At 73.2% G+C, this 20,636-nt stretch carries 16 protein-coding genes and 1 riboswitch; of the genes, 8 read left to right on the top strand and 8 right to left on the bottom strand.

The window, feature by feature from the left end; translation table 11 throughout:
* Nucleotides 1-35 precede the first annotated feature (35 nt).
* The gene (locus F4554_RS01185; protein WP_179785639.1) at nt 36-827 is read right to left on the bottom strand and encodes a carbon-nitrogen hydrolase family protein; all 792 of its coding nucleotides are present in this window, start codon (nt 825-827) and stop codon (nt 36-38) included.
* 33 nt (nt 828-860) lie between these two features.
* Between F4554_RS01185 and F4554_RS01180 the strand changes: the two genes are divergently transcribed.
* The 4 genes from F4554_RS01180 (at nt 861) to F4554_RS01165 (ending at nt 5,360) form a co-directional block, all read left to right on the top strand.
* Complete coding sequence (locus F4554_RS01180; protein ID WP_179785638.1) at nt 861-1,880, top strand: NTP transferase domain-containing protein; 1,020 nt, start codon at nt 861-863, stop codon at nt 1,878-1,880.
* 33 nt (nt 1,881-1,913) lie between these two features.
* Nucleotides 1,914-3,122: a potassium channel family protein gene (locus F4554_RS01175; protein WP_179785637.1), complete on the top strand. Its 1,209-nt coding sequence runs from the start codon at nt 1,914-1,916 to the stop codon at nt 3,120-3,122.
* A gap of 123 nt (nt 3,123-3,245) precedes the next feature.
* Nucleotides 3,246-4,232 carry an NAD(P)H-quinone oxidoreductase gene (locus F4554_RS01170; protein WP_179785636.1) on the top strand — a complete coding sequence of 329 codons (987 nt, stop codon included), beginning with the start codon at nt 3,246-3,248 and terminating at the stop codon, nt 4,230-4,232.
* 624 nt (nt 4,233-4,856) lie between these two features.
* On the top strand, nt 4,857-5,360 hold the full coding sequence (locus F4554_RS01165) for a bacterial proteasome activator family protein (RefSeq protein ID WP_179791216.1): 504 nt from the start codon (nt 4,857-4,859) through the stop codon (nt 5,358-5,360).
* 23 nt (nt 5,361-5,383) lie between these two features.
* Here the strand turns inward: F4554_RS01165 and F4554_RS01160 are convergent, their stop codons facing one another.
* The 5 genes from F4554_RS01160 to serS all read right to left on the bottom strand — a co-directional run bounded on the left by F4554_RS01160 (nt 5,384) and on the right by serS (nt 11,131).
* On the bottom strand, nt 5,384-6,202 hold the full coding sequence (locus F4554_RS01160) for an HAD family hydrolase (protein WP_337795823.1): 819 nt from the start codon (nt 6,200-6,202) through the stop codon (nt 5,384-5,386).
* Between the two features lie 31 nt (nt 6,203-6,233).
* Nucleotides 6,234-6,974, bottom strand: coding sequence for a hypothetical protein (locus F4554_RS31750; protein ID WP_238341180.1), 741 nt, complete (start codon nt 6,972-6,974; stop codon nt 6,234-6,236).
* 108 nt (nt 6,975-7,082) lie between these two features.
* Nucleotides 7,083-8,765: a methionine--tRNA ligase gene (locus F4554_RS01155; RefSeq protein ID WP_179785634.1), complete on the bottom strand. Its 1,683-nt coding sequence runs from the start codon at nt 8,763-8,765 to the stop codon at nt 7,083-7,085.
* A 195-nt stretch (nt 8,766-8,960) separates the two neighbouring features.
* On the bottom strand, nt 8,961-9,860 hold the full coding sequence (locus F4554_RS01150) for an HAD family hydrolase (RefSeq protein WP_337795822.1): 900 nt from the start codon (nt 9,858-9,860) through the stop codon (nt 8,961-8,963).
* On the bottom strand, nt 9,857-11,131 hold the full coding sequence (serS, locus tag F4554_RS01145) for a serine--tRNA ligase (protein WP_179785633.1): 1,275 nt from the start codon (nt 11,129-11,131) through the stop codon (nt 9,857-9,859). Before serS ends, F4554_RS01150 begins: the two co-directional genes overlap by 4 nt.
* Nucleotides 11,132-11,352: 221 nt before the next feature.
* Here serS and F4554_RS01140 point away from each other — a divergent pair, with 221 nt between their 5' ends.
* Nucleotides 11,353-13,368 (top strand): diacylglycerol kinase family protein, encoded by a 2,016-nt coding sequence (locus tag F4554_RS01140; protein WP_179785632.1) that lies wholly within the window; start codon nt 11,353-11,355, stop codon nt 13,366-13,368.
* A 24-nt stretch (nt 13,369-13,392) separates the two neighbouring features.
* Here the strand turns inward: F4554_RS01140 and F4554_RS01135 are convergent, their stop codons facing one another.
* A complete protein-coding gene (locus tag F4554_RS01135) occupies nt 13,393-16,623 on the bottom strand; it encodes a hypothetical protein (RefSeq protein WP_337795821.1) in 3,231 nt (1,076 codons plus the stop codon).
* Nucleotides 16,624-16,797: 174 nt separating this feature from the next.
* A riboswitch (ZMP/ZTP riboswitch) is annotated at nt 16,798-16,903 on the top strand.
* A 36-nt stretch (nt 16,904-16,939) separates the two neighbouring features.
* Here F4554_RS01135 and F4554_RS01130 point away from each other — a divergent pair.
* On the top strand, nt 16,940-17,773 hold the full coding sequence (locus F4554_RS01130) for a hypothetical protein (protein WP_238341178.1): 834 nt from the start codon (nt 16,940-16,942) through the stop codon (nt 17,771-17,773).
* Entirely contained in the window at nt 17,767-17,925 is a 159-nt protein-coding gene (locus F4554_RS31745; RefSeq protein ID WP_238341175.1) for a hypothetical protein, read from the top strand. Before F4554_RS01130 ends, F4554_RS31745 begins: the two co-directional genes overlap by 7 nt.
* A 26-nt stretch (nt 17,926-17,951) precedes the next feature.
* Here F4554_RS31745 and F4554_RS01125 read toward each other — a convergent pair whose 3' ends face one another.
* Nucleotides 17,952-19,619 carry an FAD-dependent oxidoreductase gene (locus F4554_RS01125; protein ID WP_179785630.1) on the bottom strand — a complete coding sequence of 556 codons (1,668 nt, stop codon included), beginning with the start codon at nt 19,617-19,619 and terminating at the stop codon, nt 17,952-17,954.
* A 140-nt stretch (nt 19,620-19,759) separates the two neighbouring features.
* On the opposite strand from F4554_RS01125, the gene F4554_RS01120 reads away from it, so the two are divergent.
* Nucleotides 19,760-20,425 carry a TetR/AcrR family transcriptional regulator gene (locus F4554_RS01120; protein ID WP_179785629.1) on the top strand — a complete coding sequence of 222 codons (666 nt, stop codon included), beginning with the start codon at nt 19,760-19,762 and terminating at the stop codon, nt 20,423-20,425.
* Nucleotides 20,426-20,636 lie beyond the last annotated feature (211 nt).

Raw genomic sequence — 20,636 nt, 5'->3', positions numbered from 1 at the left:
CCTTTGGAGAGGCTCTCGTCACCCAGAGTTCACCCCTACGGACTGACAGTGAAGCGACGGTGGCGCAGCGTGGGATTGCGGGTGCGCGCCTCCGCCAGGCGTTCGGCGTCGACGTCACCGACCGCCGCGCCCACCTGCTCGCCCAGGGAAGTGACCACGACGCCCATCGGATCGACGAGCATGGTGTGCCCGGAGTACGCCGAACCGCACTGCCCGGAGGCGGCGACGTAGCTGGTGTTCTCGATCGCCCGGGCCCGCGCCAGCGTGATCCAGTGGTCCTCCTTCAGCGGCCCGCGCATCCAGGCGGCCGGCACCACCAGGACGTCCGCCCCGGCGTCGACCAGCGTCCTCGCGAACTCCGGGAAGCGAAGGTCGTAACAGGTGAGCAGGCCGAGCCGGTGGTCGCCGACGGCGACGGTGACCGGGGTCGGCTCACCGGCCACCAGCCGGTCGGACTCGCGGTAGCCGAACGCGTCGTAGAGATGGATCTTGCGGTAGGTCGCGGCCAGCGAACCGTCGGGGCGTACGACGACGAGCGTGTTGTACGCCCGCCCCGGGTCGTCGGCGACGCGCTCGAACATGCCCGCCACGACGACCACACCAAGCTCGCCGGCGAGGTCGGCCAGGCCTCGTACGAACGGGCCGTCCAGCGGCTCGGCGTACTCCGCGAGCACCGTGTCGGCCGGGCCGAAGTCGCACATGCTCGCCTCCGGGCACACCACGACGGCGGGCCGGTCGGCGGCGACGGACCGGGCCAGGCGCCCGATCTCGGCGAGGTTGCGTTCCTTGTCGAGCGTGGCGGTGAACTGCAGCAGGGCGATACGCACGCGTCCAGTCTGCCTGGTGGAACACTCGACCCCGTGACCACTCCGCCGGCGGACGGCCAGGCGTACGACCCGACGGCGAACGATCGGGCGTACGACGTGATCGTGCTCGCCGGCGGCGGCGCGCGCCGGTTCGGCGGCACCGACAAGGTGCTGCTCCCCGTCGGCGGCCGGCCGATGCTCGACCGGGTGCTCGCCGCGTGTGCGGGTGCCGCCTCGGTCACGGTGGTCGGCCCACGGCGTGCGGTCGACCCGCACCTTCCCGTACGACCGCGCTGGACCCGGGAGGATCCGCCCGGGTCAGGACCGCTCGCGGCGGTGGCGGCCGGCCTCCTCGGAGGCACCGCACCCGTCGTGGTGGTGCTGGCCGCGGACATGCCACTGGTGGACGCGGACGTGGTGGCCGAACTGGTGACCGGACTGGCGACCTGGCCGACTCCGGACGTGGAGGGGGTCACGCTGACCGACGGAACCGGGCGTACGCAGCCGCTGGCCGCGGCCTACCGGCGTACCGCAGTCGACCGGGTTCTGGCCGAGACCGGCGATCCGCGGAACCAGCCCGCGCGCCGGCTCACCACCCACCTGAAGTGCGCGAAGCTCCGCTCGCCCCGCGCGGCCCGCGACTGCGACACCCCGGACGACCTCGCCGCCGCCGACCAGCTCGCCCGTACTCCCTGCGACAGCACCGAAAGGCCACCCATGCTCCTCGACTGGGCCCAACAGCTCACCACCGCACTGGCGGCGGACGCCTCGGACGGCGGCGAGACCCCCGAGACGCCTGAGACGCCTGAGACCGGCGTGAGCCCGGTGGTCGACGCCGACCTGATCAACACCGTCCTCGACCTGGCCCGCGACGCCGCGCACAACGTCGACCGGCCGGCCGCGCCGCTGACGACGTTCCTGGTGGGGTACGCCGCCGCGCGCCGGGGCGGCTCACCGGCCGACCTCGCGGCCTGTGTCGACCTGGCCCGCGACCTCTCCCAGCGGTGGGACACCGGAGGTGGTTCGACTGATCCATGGTCTCGGGGAGGTACGGACGGCGGCTCGGCGGACTGACCGAACCCGGCTGGCGCTACTGTCATTGCCGCCATGTCACTTCCGCAGCGTTCCAACCGCGCGGCACCGCACCTGTTCGGTGAGGTGCGTCTCCCCGAGAGCTACGTCCCGCCCCTCCGCCAGATCGCCATCCGGGCCGCCGCCGCCCTCGGTCTGCTGGCGCTGGTGGTCCTGGTGGTCTACGTCGACCGGGACGGATACAGGGACACCGCGGGCGGGTCACTCAGCGTGCTCGACGCGTTGTACTACGCGACCGTCAGCCTCACCACCACCGGATACGGCGACATCACGCCGATCACCGCACAGGCCCGGCTGACGAACGTCCTGCTCGTCACGCCGCTGCGGATCGCTTTCCTTATCGTGTTGGTCGGCACGACCCTGGAGGTCCTGGCAACGCGGAGCCGGGAGCAGTGGCGCATCTCGCGATGGAGGACCAGGTTGCGCGATCACACCGTCGTCGTCGGGTACGGCACCAAGGGCCGCAGCGCGATCGACACCCTCGTCAACGGCGGGATCCCCGCCGACCAGATCGTCGTCGTCGACGCGTCACCGGGCGCCGTGGCCGAGGCGAACGCCGCCGGCCTGAGCGGGGTGGTCGGCGACGCCACCCGGGCCGACGTACTCCGGCGGGCCGAACTCTCCGTCGCCTCCCGGGTCATCGTCACCGCCCACCGGGACGACACGGCGGTCCTGGTCACGCTCACCGCCCGCCAGCTCAACCCCAGCGCCACGGTGGTGGTCTCGGTGCGGGAGGCGGAGAACATCCGGCTGCTGCGCCAGAGCGGCGCCGACGTCACCGTCACCTCCTCCGACGCGGTGGGCCGGATCATGGGCCTGTCCACGGTCAGCCCGGCGCTCGGCACGGTCCTGGAGGACCTGCTCAGCTACGGCGAGGGCATGGAGGTGGCCGAACGCCCCGTACTTCCGCGCGAGGAGGGTCGTTCCCCTCGCGACCTGGACGACGTGGCGGTGGCCGTGGTCCGCGGCGGCGAGGTCTACCGGTACTTCGACCCCACCGTGTCGCAGTTGCTGCGCGGCGACCGGGTCATCGTGGTCCGGCCCGCGGAGGAGCTCCCGTGGGCGCCGCGCCCGGGCGGAGAAAACGAGGCCCACCACGAGGACGAATCCGACGACGCCGAGGAACTCGGGCCGATCAGGCCGGCCGGGTCGGACGGGCCCGGCGGGACCAAGGGCAACGGCGGGACCAACGGCACCGGCGCGTCCGGTGGCCGGGCCGGGTGACCGAGCCCTGCCGTAGGTGTCGGGACGTCGAACGGACCGCATAACGACCGAGTAGGCAACGGGTAGGCAACGGGTAGGCAACGGGTAGGCGACGAGCCGGCCGACCGGGAGGAGAGCCGAACGATGCGTGCAGTCGTACTCGAGGGTGCGGGTGGTCCTGAGGTCCTGACGCTCGGGGACGTGCCAGACCCCGAACCCGGCCCCGGCGAGGTGGTCGTCGACGTGGTGGCGGCCGGCGTCAACCGCGCCGACGTCATGCAGCGCCAGGGCAACTACCCGCCCCCGCCGGGAGCGTCGGACATCCTCGGCCTGGAGTGTTCGGGCCGGATCGCCGCGCTGGGCCAGGACGTGGACGGGTTCGCGGTCGGCGACGAGGTGTGCGCACTGCTGGCCGGTGGCGGGTACGCCGAGAAGGTGGCGGTGCCTGCCGGCCAGGTGCTCCCCCGGCCGGAGGGCGTGAGTCTGGTCGAGGCGGCCGCGCTGCCGGAGGCGGTCTGCACCGTGTGGTCCAACGTGTTCATGCTCGCCGGGCTGCAGCCTCGGGAAACCCTCTTGGTGCACGGCGGCGCGAGCGGCATCGGCACCACCGCGATCCAGTTGGCCACCGCGCTCGGTGCACGGGTGCTGGCCACGGCGGGCGGCCCGGCCAAGTGCGCGGTGTGCCGGGACCTGGGCGCCGACGTCGCCATCGACTACCGCGAGCAGGACTTCGTGGAGGTCGTACGAGAGGCCACCGATGGTCACGGCGCCGACGTGATCCTCGACATCGTGGGCGCGCCCTACCTCGACCGCAACGTCTCCACGCTGGCCATCGAGGGCCGGCTGGTCGTCATCGGGATGCAGGGCGGCCGCAAGGGCGAACTCGACCTGGGCCGCCTGCTGGTCAAGCGGGCCGCCGTCCTGGCCACCGGGCTGCGTGCCCGGCCCGTGGCGGAGAAGGCGGCGATCGTGGCGAGCGTGCGGGAGAACGTCTGGCCGCTGGTCGCCGACGGGCATCTGCGCCCGGTCGTCCACCAGGTGGTGCCGATCGACCAGGTGGCGGAGGCGCACGGCGTCCTCGACCGCGGTGAGCAGGTCGGCAAGGTGCTGCTGGCCGTCCGCGAGGACTAGGGACCAGGCCAGGACCAGGCCAGGACCGGGTCGACGCCGCCGGCACCAAGCCGGCAACGAGTTGGGACCGAATCCCCATCGAGCCGGTGCCGAACCACCCGGCGAGAGTCCAGCAAAACGGACAAACGGAAAAAATCTGGTCGAGGAGGCAACCGCGGCGCCGTTCAGCCCGTCCCATTCTGTAACCCGCGGCGGGGCAGTCGACCGGACACGGCCTGCCTGGCCCCGCCGCGCGGCACGAGACAGCGTGCGAGGGCGCACCGACGACGAGGCGGGTGAGCGGAATGAACATCGACTACACGCAGAGGGCTCAGCGACTCGCCCGCATCCGCATCCGAGCCGAGGTCGCCCGCCGCCGAGCCGAACGCCTCCGCAGATCCGGTGACACCGACCGCCCCCGGTCACGCGGCCGTTCGGCCGGCCACACCGACCCAGATGCCTGAGGCAGCTCACCCGGGAGGCTCCCCTGTTGGTCCGGGGGTGCCCTCGCGTCTGCGACCCGAAGGGGTAAGGATGGGGGCCATGACCGATCCCTTCTTCGCCTCCGACGCCGGCGCGGCCGGCTCCGACCACCCGCACGGCGGCGAGGAATCGCCCCGAGTCGTGATCGTCGGCCCCGACGGCATGGCCGTGGAGGGCCCGCCCGCCAGGGACGACGCGGACGGTGAGGGGCACGAGGACGACGAGCGCTCCGTCACCGACCTGGTCGAGCAGCCCGCCAAGGTGATGCGGATCGGCAGCATGATCAAGCAATTGCTGGACGAGGTGAAGGCCGCGCCGCTGGACGAGGCGAGCCGGCAGCGCCTCCGCGAGATCCACAAGTCGTCGATCGCCGAGCTGGAGAAGGGGCTCGCCCCGGAGCTGGTCGAGGAGCTGAGCCGCCTCTCGCTGCCGTTCGAGGACGGCGTCGTTCCCTCCGAGGCGGAGCTACGGGTCGCGCAGGCCCAGCTGGTCGGCTGGCTGGAGGGCCTGTTCCACGGCATCCAGACGGCGTTGTTCGCCCAGCAGATGGCGGCCCGAGCCCAGCTGGAGCAGATGCGCCGCTCGCTCCCGCCGGGCAGCCAGCTCCCGCCGCAGATGCAGCCGGCACCGCCGGAGGCCGAGCGCCCCGGCGGCATGTACCTCTGAGCTGAGCGCGAGGGATTCCGCCGTCAGAGGTAGATGCTCTCCAGCACGTGCGCGACCCCGTCCTCGTCGTTGGACGGGCAGCGGCGTTCGACCGCGGCCAGCACCTCCGGATGCGCGGTCGCCATCGCGAACGCCGTGCCGGCCCAGGCCAGCATGGCCAGGTCGTTCGGCATGTCGCCGAACGCCACCACCTCCGCGGGGTCGATCCCGCGTTCGTCGCACAGCGCGGCCAGCGTCGTCGCCTTCGAGATGCCCTGGGCGGAGATCTCCAGCAGGCCCACCTCGCTGGAGTGGGTGAGCTCGACCAGGTGGCCGGCCGCCTTCCGGGCCTTCGCCAGCAGCTCGTCCGGGTGGTAGGTGTCGTGGCGGACCAGGAGCTTCACCATCGGCTGGCCCAGCAGGTCGGAGATCTCCCCGACGTACGTCTCACTCGCGACGTCGCCGTCGATGACATACGTCTCCTCGTGCCCGAACCGGTCGCCGGACTCCACCCCGAACGACACTCCGGGGATCGCCGCCCGGATCGACCCCACCACCGACCTGCCGATCTCCGGCGACAGCGGGAACCTCTGGACCACCTGCTCCTGGTGCAGGTCGTAGACCAGGGCGCCGTTGGAGCAGACCGCGATTCCCCGGTGCCCGGTCTGCTCGGCCACCGGGCGCATCCAGCGCGGCGGCCGCCCGGTCGCGAACACCACCGTCGCGCCGGCCTCCTCCGCCGCGGCCAGCGCGGCGCGGGTGCGGTCCGAGACCGTCCCGTCGGAGCGCAGGAGGGTTCCGTCGAGGTCGCTGACGACAAGGCGGGGCGGGCTGGACGGCAGGTGATGCGGCGGTACGGTCACCGGCCCATCCTCCCAGAGCGGCCGCGCCGGGTCAGTTGGCGGCGTTCTCGAGCCGGTCGGCGACCTTGGGTACGACCTGGGCGGCGACCTCGCGGGCCTGCGACCGGCTGTCGGCCCAGACGTAGACGGCACTGAGCAGGTCACCGTCGGCCTGGTACACCGCGAGGTAGGAGTACGTATGGCCGTCGCGGGCGTCGACACCCCGCCACGCGAACGCATCCTTGAGCGCGCCGGACGGCGGGTCGACCGCCGTCACGTCGCGGATCTGTCCCTGGTCGTGCTTCCACCCGTCGCAGTCGCCGACCGCGCTCTGGATCTCGGCCAGCGCCTTCGACCCCGTGCCCGGCTCGTACGCGACGGCCTCGCCGCTGACCACCAGCGACGGGGAGCTGCCCGACTTCCAGAAGAAGTCCTGGTTGCGGGCGAGCCGCCTCCTGTCCCCGGCCCACTTCCGGCCGCAGATGTCGTTCGTCGGCGTGGTCAGGCTGTCGTCCTGGTTCTGGATCTCGACGCCGTGGCCGATCTCCTTGCCGGTGAGGACGATCTTGCCGATCGATCCCTTCAGCTCCTCGGCCGTCTTCGGCTCGTGTGTGGGAGTCGGGTTCGACGTCGGGGTGGGGCTCTTCGTCGGCTTCGCGGCCCGGTCCGCGGCGACCTTGGCCGGGGCCTTGGCCCCCTGCGCACCAGCCGAGTCGTCGTCGCTGGAACCGCAACCGGCGAGGGCCACCGCGCAACTGGCGACCAGGGCGAGCGCAAGTCGGAATCTTGGCACGAGTCGGAACTCTAACCATCCAACGCTTCCGGCCCGCAACCCGCCCGCGTCGCCGTCACCTCGCCTCGGCAGCCACATCAGTCGCCACACCCGCCGCCACGTCGGCCGTCACCTCGCCGGCACTGCCCTTCCCTTCTCCGGCCGCACCTCCTCACTCACCTGCACTTCCAGGCGTGGGAAGACCGCCACCGGATCCGGCAGCCGCTCGCCGGGCGCCCCGGCCTGGGTGAGCACGCGTTCGGCCAGCGTGGGCACGAACGGCGCGAGCTCGGCGCCGATCGCGCGTACGGCGGCGGTGAGGACGCCGAGCACCACGTCGAGCCGCCGGCCGGCGTCCGGATCTCCGGTTCGCTCCGCCTTGGCCAGCGTCCAGGGCGTGGTGTCCTCGACGTACCGGTTGGCCTGCGCGACCACCGCGCGCACCGCCCGGGTCGCCGCCCGCAGGTCGAACGCCGCCAGCGCCTCGTCGATCCGGTCCGGCAACGCGTTCGCCTCGTCGAGGAGCGCGGTGCCGGCGGAGTCCTGGCGTACGTCATCGCGTTCGGGATCGACAGGACCATCGGGTACGGCGGAGACGACGGGAACGACGCCGGCGCGGTAGCGGTGCACCATGCTGACCACCCGCTGGGTGAGGTTGCCGATCCCGCCGGCCAGGTCCTGGTTGGCCACGTCCACCAGCCGGTCGAGGGTGAAGTCGGTGTCGCCGACCTTGGGCACCCTGGCCGTGAGCCACCAGCGCAGGGCGTCGGTGCCGTAGTCCTCGGTCAGTTGCACCGGGTCGACCACGGTGCCGAGCGACTTGCTGAGCTTGCGGCCGTTCGCGGTGAGGAAGTCGTGCACGAGGATCTCGGTCGGCAGCGGCAGCCCTGCCGACAGCAACATGGCAGGCCAGTAGATCGCGTGGAAGCGCAGGATGTCCTTGCCGACGACGTGCACCCGGCGGGTTTCGGCAGCGCCCTCGCCGCGCCACCAGGTGCGAAACGCGGGCGCGTCCGGGCCGTCGCCGTAGTCCAGCCCGGTGAGGTAGTTGCCGAGCGCGTCCCACCAGACGTACATCACCTGGCTCGGGTCCCCTGGCACCGGCACGCCCCAGCCGCGGGCCCTGGCCACCGACCGCGAGATCGAGAAGTCGGTCAGGCCGGCCTCGACGAAGGCCCGCATCTCGTTCGCGCGGACGGCGGGCTCGATCCGCAGCCGGCCACTGGCGTAGAGGTCGAGCAGTTGCTGCTGGTAGCGGGACAGCCGGAAGAACCAGTTCTCCTCGCTCACCAGTTGCGGCCGGGTCTCGTGCTGCGGACACAACCCGTCGGCGAGCTCGTCCTCGGCGTAGAACTGCTCGCAGCCCACGCAGTACAGCCCCTCGTAGTGCTTGCGATAGAGGTCGCCCGCGTCGGCGCAGGCACGCCACAGCCGCTCGGCGCCCGGGCGGTGGCGGGGGTCGCGGCTGGTGCGCAGGAAGTCGTCGTAGGACAGGTCGAGCACCTCGCGCTGCCGTTCGAACGCGGTGGCGTGGGCGTCCACGAAGTCCTGGGTGGGTACGCCTGCGCGCTCGGCGGCCTGGACGTTCTTGAGCGCGTTGTCGTCGGTCCCGGACTGGAAGCGCACCTGGTCACCGCGCAGGCGGCGGTGCCGCGCGAGGACGTCGGCCTGGACGAGTTCGAGGGCGAACCCGAGGTGGGGATCGGCGTTGACGTACGGGATCGAGGTGGTGACGTAGAACCGCCTCGGCCGGTGCGGGTCGTTCGACGGCGGCGGGGCCGGCTGGGCCGGTAAGGTCGGGCGGGCGGACATCGGGCGGGTTCCCTTCGTCTGCTCGCGAGGGAGGCCCGGTCCTGACATGCAAGAAGGCCCGCTCTCGCGAGGGGCCTTCGGCAGTGGATACGGCACGGAAGCGACCCCTAGCGGGGCCGCATCATCTCCTGGTGCCGGAACGTCATGCCGGAAGCTTACCCGCTGGGACGCGTCCCAGGCCCGGCACCGGGCAGGTCAGCTCGACGGAACCGCCGGCACGGCGATGTCGGGGAACCAGCGGGCGAGCTCGACGGCCACCCCGTGGTCCTCCTGCAGCGCGGTCACGTGGTCGGCGACCCGCTGGATCTCGATCGCGGCGTTGCCCATCGCCACCCCGCGCCCGGCCCACGACAGCATCTCGGCGTCGTTGTCGCCGTCGCCGATCGCCAGGATGTCCTCCCGGTCGACGCCGAGGCGCTCGGCGACCTTGGCCAGCCCGGTGGCCTTGCTGACGCCTTCGGGGGCGAGGTCGAGCCAGGCGGTGTAGCCGATGTAGTAGGCGACCCCGTGCAGGCCCACCCGGTCGATGATGTCCAGGAACTGCTCGGCCTCGATGGTGGGCTCGCGCAGGATGACGCGGGTGGCGGGCTCGGCGACCAGCTGGGCGATCGACTGCACCTCGATCTCCCCGGTCAGCTCACCCTGGGGAAAGTGCGCGTTGACGCGGTAGCCGACGCCCAACTCCTCCACGGCCACGAGCACGCCGGGCAGCCGGGAGAGCAGCATCCGCACCACCGGCTCGGGGTCGAACGTCACCACGTCGACGAGCTCGACCCCGCGGCCGTCGACCGAGCCGTCGTGGGTGAGCGCCGCCCCTTCCGGGTGCAGGCGTACGGTCACCGCGCCGTTGCTGCACACGAGGTACGGCGTCGGCAGGTCGAAGTGCTGCGCCAGCGGGCGGGTGGCCGTCAGCCCGCGCCCGGTGGCGAGCACCACGTGCGCACCGGCCCGCACCACCTGGCGTACGGCGGCGTCCACCACCGGAGACAGCTGGTTCCTCGCGTCGACGAGCGTTCCGTCGATGTCGAGCGCCACCAGGCGGGGGCGCCAGCTCTCGGCGATCCGATCAGGCGAGGTCGTCGAGTGAGCTGTCACGTGCGCGGCTCCAGCAGAGCCCGGCCGCCGAGGAAGGGCTGCAGCGCCTTCGGCACCCGGACCGAGCCGTCGGCCTGCTGGTGGTTTTCCAGCACCGCGACGATGGCCCGGGCGATCGCGACCAGGGTGCCGTTCAGCGTCGCCACCGGGCGTACGCCGTCGGCGTCGCGGAACCGCACCCCCAGCCGGCGGGCCTGGAACTCTGTGCAGTTGGACGTCGAGGTGACCTCGCGGTAGCGGCCCTGGGTGGGGATCCACGCCTCGATGTCGTACTTGCGCGCCGCGCTGGCGCCGAGGTCTCCGGCCGCGGTGTCGATCACGCGGTAGGGAATCTCCAGCCGGTCCCAGAACTCCCGCTCCCAGGCGAGGAACCGCTGGTGCTCCTCACGCGCCTGGTCCGGGTGGCAGAACGAGAACATCTCCACCTTGTCGAACCAGTGCACCCGGATGATGCCGCGGGTGTCCTTGCCGTAGGACCCGGCCTCGCGCCGGAACGCCGGGCTGGTGCCGGCATACCGCAGCGGCAGCGCGTCGGCGTCCAGGATCTCGTCCGAGTGGTAGGCGGCGAGGGGCACCTCGGCCGTGCCGACGAGGTAGAGGTCGTCCTGTTCGAGGTGGTAGACGTCGTCGGCGGCCTGACCGAGGAAGCCGGTGCCCTCCATCGCCCGCGGCTTCACCAGCGACGGCGGGATCATCGGGGTGAAGCCGTACGCCATCGCCTGGTCGACGGCCATGTTGATCAGCGCCATCTCCAGCAGCGCGCCCACTCCGGTCAGGTAGTAGAACCGAGCGCCCGAGACCTTGGCGCCGCGTTCGATGTCGATCGCGGCGAGCAGCTGCCCGAGCTCGACGTGGTCGCGCGGCTCGAACCCCTCGGCGGCGAAGTCGCGGGGGTTGCCGGCCTCCTCGAGTACGACGTAGTCGTCCTCGCCGCCCGGCGGGACGTCGTCCTCGACGAGGTTGTCCAGCTCCAGCATCAGCCGCTGGAACTCCCGCTCGCCCTCGGCCTGCTCCGCCTCGGCCGCCTTCACCTGGGCCGACAGCTCCCGGGTGCGGGTCAGCAGGGCCTGCTTCTCCTCGCCCTGGGCGCGTGCGACCTGCTTGCCGAGGGACTTCTGCTCGGACCGAACCTGCTCGTACGAGGCGATCGAGGACCGGCGCCGCTCGTCGGCGGCGAGCAGTTGGTCGACGAGCTCGACCGGGGCGCCGCGACGCCGCTGGCTGGCGCGCACCCGGTCGGGGTCTTCTCGGAGCAGTTTGGGGTCGATCACGGCATCGAGGGTACGCGGGTGGACCGTCGACCCCGCCACCGGTTTACCTGGTAAGGCCCTGGCCGGACCAGGCAAGACTCCGTTCCGGAGCCGGACGGGTACCGCTCCGTGTCCGGCAGGGCGGCGCGCGCCCCCGGAGCGGAGCCCGGCGAGGACGCGCCGGGGCGCCGGACACCCCCGTGGTCTGCGAACGGGCCGATCCCGGGGTAGACATGCTTTCCGTGAGTAGCAAGACGGGAGCCAAGGACCGTCGGCGGCGCCGCCGACGCGGTGTGAAGGCACCCGTGCCCGCCGCTCCGAAGGTCGCGACGGCGCCGAAGAACGGCCCGCCCGGCGCCGACCGCACCGACCCGCGGTACGCCGATGCACCCGAACCGGCTCCCGGCCACGCCGGGCAGGACGGAGCAGGCGGGGACGGTGCAGAGCGGACCGGTTCGGAACAGAACGAATCCCAGCGGAACGAATCCCGGCGGAACGAGTCGGAGCGGAACGGATCGGCCGGGACCACACCGGACCGGCCGGAGCCGGAAGCAACGGGAATCGCGCCGGCCACCACCGAGCAGCCCCCCGACAACCACCGCGCCGACCGGCCGGGCAGGACCGGCCGTTCCGCCCAGCAACGTACCGCCCGGGCCGCACGGCAGCGGGCGGCGCGCAGCCGGGCGGTCGAGCGCCGGGCGATGTTCGCGACGCTGGCCAGCAGCGCCGGGTTCGCCGTACTCCTCGTGCTGGTCGCCATCCAGTGGGCGCCGCTGGTCGGCATGGACCGCTCGGTGGCCACCTGGTGGACGACCGTGGTGACGCCGGGCTCCTGGCTCGCCGACTTCTTCGTCGCGGTGCAGGCGATCAGCCAGCCCTGGGTGCTACGGGCCGCCGCGGTGGTGGTGGCGGCGTTCGTGATCAGGGCCGGCTACCGCAGGCTCGGGTTGTGGCTGATCGGGGCGGTGACGGTCGGCACGCTGCTCGAGTGGTTCATCAAGGCGCTGGTCGCGCGGCCACGGCCACCGGTGGCGCGACCGGTCTCGGAGCCGCACGGTTACTCCTTCCCGTCCGGACATGCGCTGATGTCGTCCCTCGTGGCGGTGGCGCTGGTGATCGTCGCACTCCGCCTCCGGGTCCGTACGCGCGGCAAGGTCGCGGCGATCGCCGCGGCCGGCGGGACGATTCTGCTGGTCGGACTGGATCGCGTAGCCCTGTCCGTGCACTACGTTTCAGACGTGCTAGCCGCCTGGATACTCGCGCCCGCCCTGCTCGGAGCCACCGTTCTCGCCTTCGGACTGGGCCGCCCCCGCGACCCGTCAGGCGATCACGAGCCCGAACGCCCTCGCCGCCGCGTCGCCGTGGTGCTCAACCCGTCGAAGGTCGACGACGCCACCGACTTCCGCAACCAGGTCGAACGCACGGCCCAGCGCGGCGGATGGGAGCCGCCGGAGTGGTTCGAGACCAGCGTGGACGACCCGGGCCACGCGATGACCAAGGCCGCGCTCGCCGCCGAGGTCGACCTGGTGATCGCCGCGGGCGGCGACGGCACGGTCCGGGTGGTCTGCTCCGAACTCGCCGACAGCGGCGTACCGGTCGGGATCGTGCCCGCCGGCACCGGCAACCTGCTGGTCCGCAACCTCGGCCTCCCGCTGGACCTGCGGGAGGCGATCGAGGTGGCGTTCACCGGCTCCGACCGGCGGCTCGACCTCGTTCGGGTCGAGGGGGACAGCCTGGAGACCGACCGGTTCGCGGTGATGGCCGGGCTCGGGCTGGACGCGGCCGTGGTGGGCGAGGCGCCGGCCAAGCTGAAGCGGCGGGTCGGCTGGGCTGCGTACGCGGTGTCGATCGTGCGCAACCTGTCGTTCCCCGCGCTGCGGGTGGACATCGCCGTCGACGACGAGCCGCCGGTACGCCGGTACGCACGTACCGTCCTGGTGGGCAACGTCGGCACCCTGCACGGCGGACTCGAACTCCTGCCCGAGGCCGAGCCGGACGACGGGATGCTGGACGTGGTGGCGGTGGCGCCGCGCCGGCTGACCGAGTGGCCGCACGTGGCGTGGCGGGTGGCCCGGCGGTCGAAGGAACAGGACGAACGCCTGCACACCTGGCGTGGCCGCCGGGTCGTCGTGACCGCCGCGGAGGAGGTCCCCCGCCAGCTCGACGGTGACGTGATCGAGTCCGGGCGCGAGCTGCGGTGTGAGATCGAGCCGGGCGTCCTGCTGATCCGGATGCCGAGTACGGAGCGCCGCAACTAGCTCCGCCCATCGAGGCGGCCCGCCCTATGCGGGCCCCTCGTCGGCGGGCCCCTCGTCGCCGGGTCGCTCGTCGAAGGCGGCCTCCACGACGTACGCCGCCAGCTGGTCGGGTTCGGCGAGCACGGCCGCGACGGCGTACCGCAGGTCCCACCGGCCGCCCGCCCAGGCCAGCGCCCGGGCCAGCCCCGCACCGGTGGCCGCGTGCGGGCGGCCGTCGTCGTCCACCCACCACTCCACCGACTGCCCGTCGACGTGCAGGTCGTCATACTCCCACCAGCTCGTGGGCACCTCCGGCAGCAGCAGGCGGACCGCCTCCGGCACCTGGCGTTCCCCGCCGTCACCCGCCGGCTCACCGCCGACCTCACCGGCGGCGAGCTCGGAGGCCAGCGGCAGGTCGAGGAGCTCGGCCAGGTTGTCCGCGGCCTCGCCGGTCGCGACGACCTGCTCGCCCAGGTCGGTGCGCTGCGCCCACATGGGTGCGTCCACGACCACCGCGTCGTCGGCGTCGACCACCCGCGTCTCCCGGCCGGCCAGGACGCGGACGCGCTCCGGCGCGGAGTCCGAGCCCAGCAGCTGCGGGTCGAGGGAGCCGAGCTGCGCCCACAGTCGCACCATCGTCGGCGCGTCCACGACCAGTGCGGGGTCGGCGAGCCGGTGCAGGATCCGGCGCAGGCCGTCGCTGTCCAGGTCGTCGGCGGTGCGGACCAGGCCGATCGCCAGCCGGGCCGCCGGGTCGAACGCCGCCAGCCAGGCCGGGGCCGGGCGGGCCAGCGCGGCGATCGCGGGTTCGGCGTCGGGGTCGGCGTACGCGGGGATCGGCAGGCCGTCGACGTGGACGTGCCGGCGGATCCACCAGGCGGTGTACGACGGGACGTCCACCGCGGGCAGCTCCGGCCGGCGGGGGTCACGCAGCCGCGCGGGGACGACCAGCGCCCGGCGCAGCGCCGGCTCGGCGACCAGCAGCACGAGGGCCCGCGGCCAGGCGTCCTCGCGTACGAAGTCGACGTCGCGCACCGCGAGGAACTCGCCCACCGTGCCGCCGCCGTCGCCCGCCTCGAGCTCGTCGGCGGCCTCGCTCGCCCAGCTCTCGATGTCGTCGAGTTCGGCGAGCTCGTCCGGCGGGGCGGTGAGGTCCACGTCGGAGGCGGTGACCAGGCCGAGCGTGCCGACCACGCCGGCCGCCTCCAGCACCTGCGGACCCCAGTGTTCGAACACCGCCCGGTCCAGCGGCGCGAGGTCCTCGGGGTCGAACAGCTCCTCCGCCCGCGAGCCGGGCAGGACGAGTGCGCTGGCGGGGGCCAACTCGCCGGTGTCGTCGGGCAGCGCGAGGTCGCCGAGCCAGGGCAGGTCGCCTGGCTGCAGCTCACCGGCGCGCACCGCGGCGGCGACCAGGGCGAGCACGGCGTCGGCGACCTCGGCGGGCTCGTCGGCGTCCGGGGAGTCCTGGACCGCCGCCCGGACCGCACCGTCGTCGAGGATGCTTCGGGGGCCGGCAGGTGTCGCGCCGAGGCGTTCGAGGGTGTCGAACGCGGGCTCGGCCGCGGCCAGCTGGTGGATCAGCCGCAGGCCGTACGACGCGAGGACGCCGGTCGTCTCCTCCGGCAGGTCGGCGCCTCCGGGCAGCAGCAGGCCGCGGGCGCCGCGGGCGACCCGGCCGTCGGCGAGCGGGATCGGCAGCGCGCCCAGCGCCTCCCGGCGTTCGGGGTCGGCGGCGGCACCGGCGAGGGCGACGTACAGGTCGTGCCACCAGTCCGGCGGATGCGCGTCGGCCACCGCGCCGAGTTCGTCCACCAGGTCGGCCAGCGGGAGCCGGCGTACGCCGAGCGCGTCGAGGGCGGAGCCGTGCCGGGGGTCGGGGGCGACCAGCCCGCCGACCACGGACGCCAGGGTGCGTACGAGCACCGGGTCGGCGTTGTCGACGACGACCGCCTCCCGCGGGCGGAGCAGGAGGTACGGGTCCTCCGCCGAGGGCAGCAGCGGCGTGGCCGGGAGCCGGTGGGCGATGGCGGCGCGCAGGGCGCCGTCGAGGCGGCCCGCCGGAAGGCCGAGGGGCACGAGGTCGAGGGCGTCAGTGCCCCCGCCGGAGCCCCCGTCGGTTCCGGCCTCGGCGCGGGTGCGGGCGAGTTCGGCGTACGCCGTGGCCGCCTCCTCCACCAGCCGGTCGGTGAGCGGACCGGGCGCGACGTGCCGGCGGGTCGGGTCGAGCGGGAACGACGCCAGCAGCAGGGCCGGCAACGACATCGGCTCGTCGGTCGGCGTGGGCGCGTGCACGACCCGTGGCAGCGCCGAGGTGGCGGACCCGGTGCCCCCGAGCGGGTCCACCGGCGCGGCGTCGCGGGGTATCGCCCACAGGACCGACCAGTACGGGCGGTCGCGCTCCTCGGTCGGCCGGTCCGCGAGCAGCGTGGCGCGTTCGGCGTTCGTCCAGGTCCCGCCGGCTCGTACGGTGTGCCAGCGCGCGGCGGCGTCGGACAGCACGCGTACGGGAGCGGTGCCGGTGTCGATCTCGATCCGGTCCAGGCGGGGCAGGGCCAGCAGCAGGGTGTCGTCGACCTCCGCCAGCAACTCGCGTACCAACTCCGCCGCGGCCTCGTCGCGCAGCGGCAGCACCACGGCCGTGTCGAAGCCCTCCGGCGGCTCGCCCTCCGCGGGGAACGGCAACCGCAGCGCCGGCACCTGGCCCCCGCGCCGGCGTACCTCCGTGTCCAGGCCGGGCGCCTCCCGCGCGGCCTCGGCGACCAGCGCGGCGGTGTCGGCGCGGGAGAACCGCACCCCGCCGGAGCGGGACAGGACGACCGGCTCGTCGGTGACCGCGAGCACGGCCGCGAACCCGACCCCGAACCGGCCGACGGCCGACTCGATCGGCTCGGTCGGCTCTGACAGGTCGCCCGGCCGGGTCGGCCCGGCCGGCTCGGACGGTTCGTCGCGCTTGGCGGAGGCCCGCAGGGTCGCCAGCGACTGCACCCCGTCGGAGGTCAGCCCGGCGCCGGTGTTCTCCACCACGAGGACCGGGCCGCCGGACGCCGACCACGCCGGCGCGTCGTCGCGCAACGTGAACCGGACGACGCCGGGCACACCCGCGCGGGCGGCCGCGTCCGCGGCGTTCTGCGCGAGCTCGACGACCAGCCGGTCGCGGTAACCGCCGAGCGCGAGGTCCTCCTCGGCGTTGGCGTCCTCCCGGAAACGCGCCGGTGACGCCGACCAACCGGCCAGCACCCGGTCGCGGATCTGCCCTGTCGTAAACGGATCGCTCACCGTAGGCATTATCGACCCGCTCGGACCTGCCTGTGGCCGGGGCCTGCGGGCAGGCCGGAAGGAATTGACCCAACCCCGGCGGCGTGATCGAGGATCAGGGGTCCACCGGGGGAATTCGATCGACGACACACCCGCTTCGGACGGGTTTCGTGCGGCTGGGGCGTGTCCTAGGGTTGGGCTCGCCGCGACTGGCGCGGATGGATCCGACCATCGGGGAGCGGCGACCCGGCCCTGTGTTCTTCGTGGGCCTGGACCGGCCTCGACCGCCTGGGGGCCTCGGTCCGCAGCATCCACCTGCGACCGAGGGAGACCCCCGATGAAGCTGCGGTACGGCATGAATCCCCATCTGCCCGCGTCCGTGACGCCCGTACGCCCCGGCGAGTGGCCGCTCGAGGTGATCAACGGCACGCCGTCGTACCTCAACCTGCTGGACGCCCTGGCCGGCTGGCGGCTGGTCGCGGAGGCTGCCGACCTGTTCGGCCGGCCCGCCGCCGCGTCCATCAAGCACCTGTCCCCGGCCGGTGCCGCGCTCGACGGCTCGGTGGACGAGGTGGCGGCGACCACCTTCGGCGTGGACGCTGCCGAGCTGAGTCCGGTCGCGCGGGCCTACGTACGTGCTCGCGACACCGACCCGCAGTCGTCGTACGGCGACGTCGTCGCGGTGTCCGCGCCCGTCGACGTGACCCTCGCCCGGCTGTTGCGCCGCAAGGTGTCGGACGCGATCATCGCCCCGGCGTACGAGCAAGGCGCGGTTGACATCCTGGCGGCCAAGAAGAGCGGGCGTTTCCTCGTCCTGCGGATGGATCCGGCGTACGAACCGCCCGAGGAGGAGGTCCGCGAGGTCCACGGCCTGCGCCTGGCCCAGCCCGTTGACAAGCTGCGGTTGACACCCGACCTGGTACGCGTGGACACGACGGGGCACCCGCTGCCGGCACCCGCCGTCGAGGACCTGCTGTTCGGACAGGTCGTACTCCGGCACACCCAGTCGAACTCCGTCGTCTACGTCCGCGCGGGCACGACCCTCGGCGTGGGTGCCGGTCAGCAGTCCCGCATCGCCTGCACCCGATCGCCGGGGCGAAGGCCGACGCCTGGTGGGAGCTCCGGCAGGAGCCGCCCCGCGACGTCGCGTTCGGTTCGGACGCGATGGTGAACTTCCGCGACAACGTGGACGAGGCGGCCCGGCACGGCGTTCGGTGGTTCGCCGAGCCGGGCGGTTCGATCCGTGACGACGAGGTGGCGCGGGCCTGCCACGAGCACGGGATCAGCCTCGTCCGGACCGGAGTGCGCCTCTTCCGGCACTGACGCCTCACGGGTTCCCTCGGGCCGGATCAGCTGCGCGCGAGTACGGCGCGCAGCGTCCGCCCGAGCTCGGCCCGGGCATCCTCGTCGGCGGGCGCCGCGGCCGACCGCCAGGCGACTACGCCGTCCGGGCGGACCAGCACCGCGCCGGCGGCACCGATCCCGTGCCGTGCCGGACCGTCGGCCGAGGTCAGATCGGCGCCGAAACGGTACGCCCGCACCGGTACGCCCAGGTCAGCCGCCACCGACTCCCCCGCGTCGGCCCACGCCTGCCCGGCCGGCCCGGCGAGCAGCACGAACTCCCGTCCGTACAGGTCGAGCGTGGAGATCTCCGCCCCGGCGCGCCCGACCACGACGTGCGGCGCCCGGGTCCCGGGCTGACCGGCGAGCGCGCCCTGTGGCAACGGTGACGCGTCCTCGCCGGCACCGACCACCGCGGCGGAGCGGTACTGGTACCCCATCGCCACCGCGGAGTACTCCACCATCTCCACGTCCGCGTCGGGCCCCATCCGGTTCCCGAACCGCGCGTACGCCTGCTCCATGGTGAGGCGCCCGGTGGGATGGCGTTCGTCGTGATAGGTGTCCAGCAGCGCCGGACCGGCCTGCCCGGCCAGCACGGCGGCCAGCTTCCAGGCGAGGTTGTGCGCGTCCTGCACGCCGGTGTTGCCGTTCAGCCCGCCGGTCGGGGGCATCAGGTGCGCGGCGTCGCCGACCAGGAAGACCCGGCCGGAGCGGTAGCTCCGGGCGAGCTGCACGCCGATGCCGAACCCGAACACCTTGCGTTCGGTGCCGGGAATCTGCGGAAGCAAGGTCACCTTGACATCGGGCAGACCCGCGGCGGCGCGCACCATCGCGACGACCCGCTCGTCGGTGAAGTCCTCCGGGCCTTCGCGCTCCGGGGAGTAGCCGGTCCCGAACACCCACCGCTGCCCCAGGTCGTCGTGCACCATCAGGATCGTGAACGGCTGCGGCCGCTGGAGGTAGGCGATGGACACCTCGCGGCCACGCGTCGCCGGGGTGAGGTCGGTCTCGACGATGGCGGTGATGGTGTGGAACAACGCACCCGGCCCGTCGACCTCGATGCCGAGGGCCGTCCGCACCGGGCTGGTCCACCCGTCCGCGGCGACGAGGTAGTCGGCGCGCAGCACCGTCTCCGCGCCGGAGGTCAGGTCCCGCAGCCTGGCCGTCACCCCGTCCGCGTCCTGGTCGAAGCCGGTGACCTCGGTGGCGAACCGCACGTCGGCGCCCAGCTCCCGGGCCCGGGCCCGCAGCAACAGCTCCAGCTGGTCCTGGTCGATCGGGCCCTGGCCGCAGGGGCTCGCGGCCTCGGGGCTCGCGTCACCCTCGCCCTCCACCGGGGCGTACTCCTCGTCGGCGAGCGTCTGCGCCCGCACCGGAATCCACTCGTACGTCTCGGCCCGGGCGTAGCTCGCCCGCAGGATCGCGTCCTCCAGCCCGGCCTGGCGGTAGAGCTCGACCGTACGCGGGCTCAGACCGCGCAGCCGGGGGTGCATGAGCAGGTCCGGGTGGCGTTCGGCGACGACCACCGGTACGCCGTGCCAAGCAAGGAAGACAGCGGTGGACAGGCCGGTAAGGGATCCGCCGACCACCAGGACGGACGTCCGGGCGGTGTCGGGGGTGGCGGCGTTGGCGGATGCGGCGGCGTTGGCCGATGCGGCGGCAGTGCTCGCGGTCATGGTCGTACTCCTCCGTGGGTTGTGCGTCCGTGGGTCCCTGGGTCATGGGGACGTACGCCAGGTTCATCCATTCGGTTGAATTTGTCAACTGAACGTTTGAAACAGTCATCCGCATGGTTGGCGACTGCTAGGATCCCGGCATGGCCGGCACGAGGAGGACACCCCCGAAGGCGACTCGGCAGCGCGACCCGGAACGCAGCCGCGATCGCATCCTCGAGGCGGCGCTCACGGAGTTCGCCGCCAAGGGCTACGCCGGAGCGCGGGTCAACGAGATCGCCGACCGCGCCGGCGTCAACAAGCAGCTGATCTCCTACTACTTCGGCGGGAAGGCCGGGCTGTACGACGCGCTGGTGGGCCGCTGGCAGGAGGTCGAAGGGGAGCTTCTCGCCGTTCAGGCCGACCTGTCGCTCGCCGAGCTGACCAGCGGATACGTCGCGCGGAGACCGCAGGAACGCGACTTCGCCCGGCTGCTCGCCTGGCAGGGCCTGACGACGGCGGCCACCGAGGCCAGAAGCCAGGCGGAGCCGGACGACGGGGAGACCGCCCGGGCCGCCGAGCACCGGACCACCCGGATGCCGGCCGCCGTCGCCGAGATCGAACGCCGCCAGCAGGCCGGCGAGCTCGCCGCGGACATCGACCCCCGAGCGTTCCTGCTGGCCTTCATGGCCGCGGCGAACGCCGTCACCACGCTCCCGCAGATGGCGCAGGCGATCTTCGGCACCGATCCGGACACCGAGGAGTTCGCCGAGGCCTACGCCGACCAGCTCGCCCGGATGATCCGCCGGCTCGCCGACCCGGACCGCTGACGCCGCAGGTCAGGTAGGTCCGACGGGTCAGCGCCAAGGGGCCGGAAGGTCGGTCTGCGGCTCGGCCGACGGCGCGGGATCGGACAGTTGTCGGTGGTCCCTGCCAAGGTGTTCTCGTGCCGGTACCGCGGCGTCCCACGCCCGCCGCGGTGCCGAGCACAAAGCCGAACACAGAGCCGAGCACAAGGCCGAGTCGCAGATGAGCACCACC

Source organism: Actinopolymorpha rutila (assembly GCF_013407855.1).
GTDB classification, from domain to species: Bacteria; Actinomycetota; Actinomycetes; order Propionibacteriales; family Actinopolymorphaceae; genus Actinopolymorpha; species Actinopolymorpha rutila.
Note: the sequence above shows the minus strand (reverse complement) of the source record. Positions and strands in the feature narration are given on the sequence as shown.

Excerpts from the sequence above, each read along its gene's own strand:
- F4554_RS01175 (WP_179785637.1), top strand. The coding sequence starts at position 1,914 with ATGTCACTTCCGCAGCGTTCCAACCGCGCGGCACCGCACCTGTTCGGT.
- F4554_RS01165 (WP_179791216.1), top strand. The coding sequence starts at position 4,857 with ATGGCCGTGGAGGGCCCGCCCGCCAGGGACGACGCGGACGGTGAGGGG.
- F4554_RS01125 (WP_179785630.1), bottom strand. The coding sequence starts at position 19,619 with ATGACCGCGAGCACTGCCGCCGCATCGGCCAACGCCGCCGCATCCGCC.
- F4554_RS01170 (WP_179785636.1), top strand. The coding sequence starts at position 3,246 with ATGCGTGCAGTCGTACTCGAGGGTGCGGGTGGTCCTGAGGTCCTGACG.
- F4554_RS31745 (WP_238341175.1), top strand. The coding sequence starts at position 17,767 with ATGGTGAACTTCCGCGACAACGTGGACGAGGCGGCCCGGCACGGCGTT.
- F4554_RS01120 (WP_179785629.1), top strand. The coding sequence starts at position 19,760 with ATGGCCGGCACGAGGAGGACACCCCCGAAGGCGACTCGGCAGCGCGAC.
- F4554_RS01155 (WP_179785634.1), bottom strand. The coding sequence starts at position 8,765 with ATGTCCGCCCGCCCGACCTTACCGGCCCAGCCGGCCCCGCCGCCGTCG.
- F4554_RS01130 (WP_238341178.1), top strand. The coding sequence starts at position 16,940 with ATGAAGCTGCGGTACGGCATGAATCCCCATCTGCCCGCGTCCGTGACG.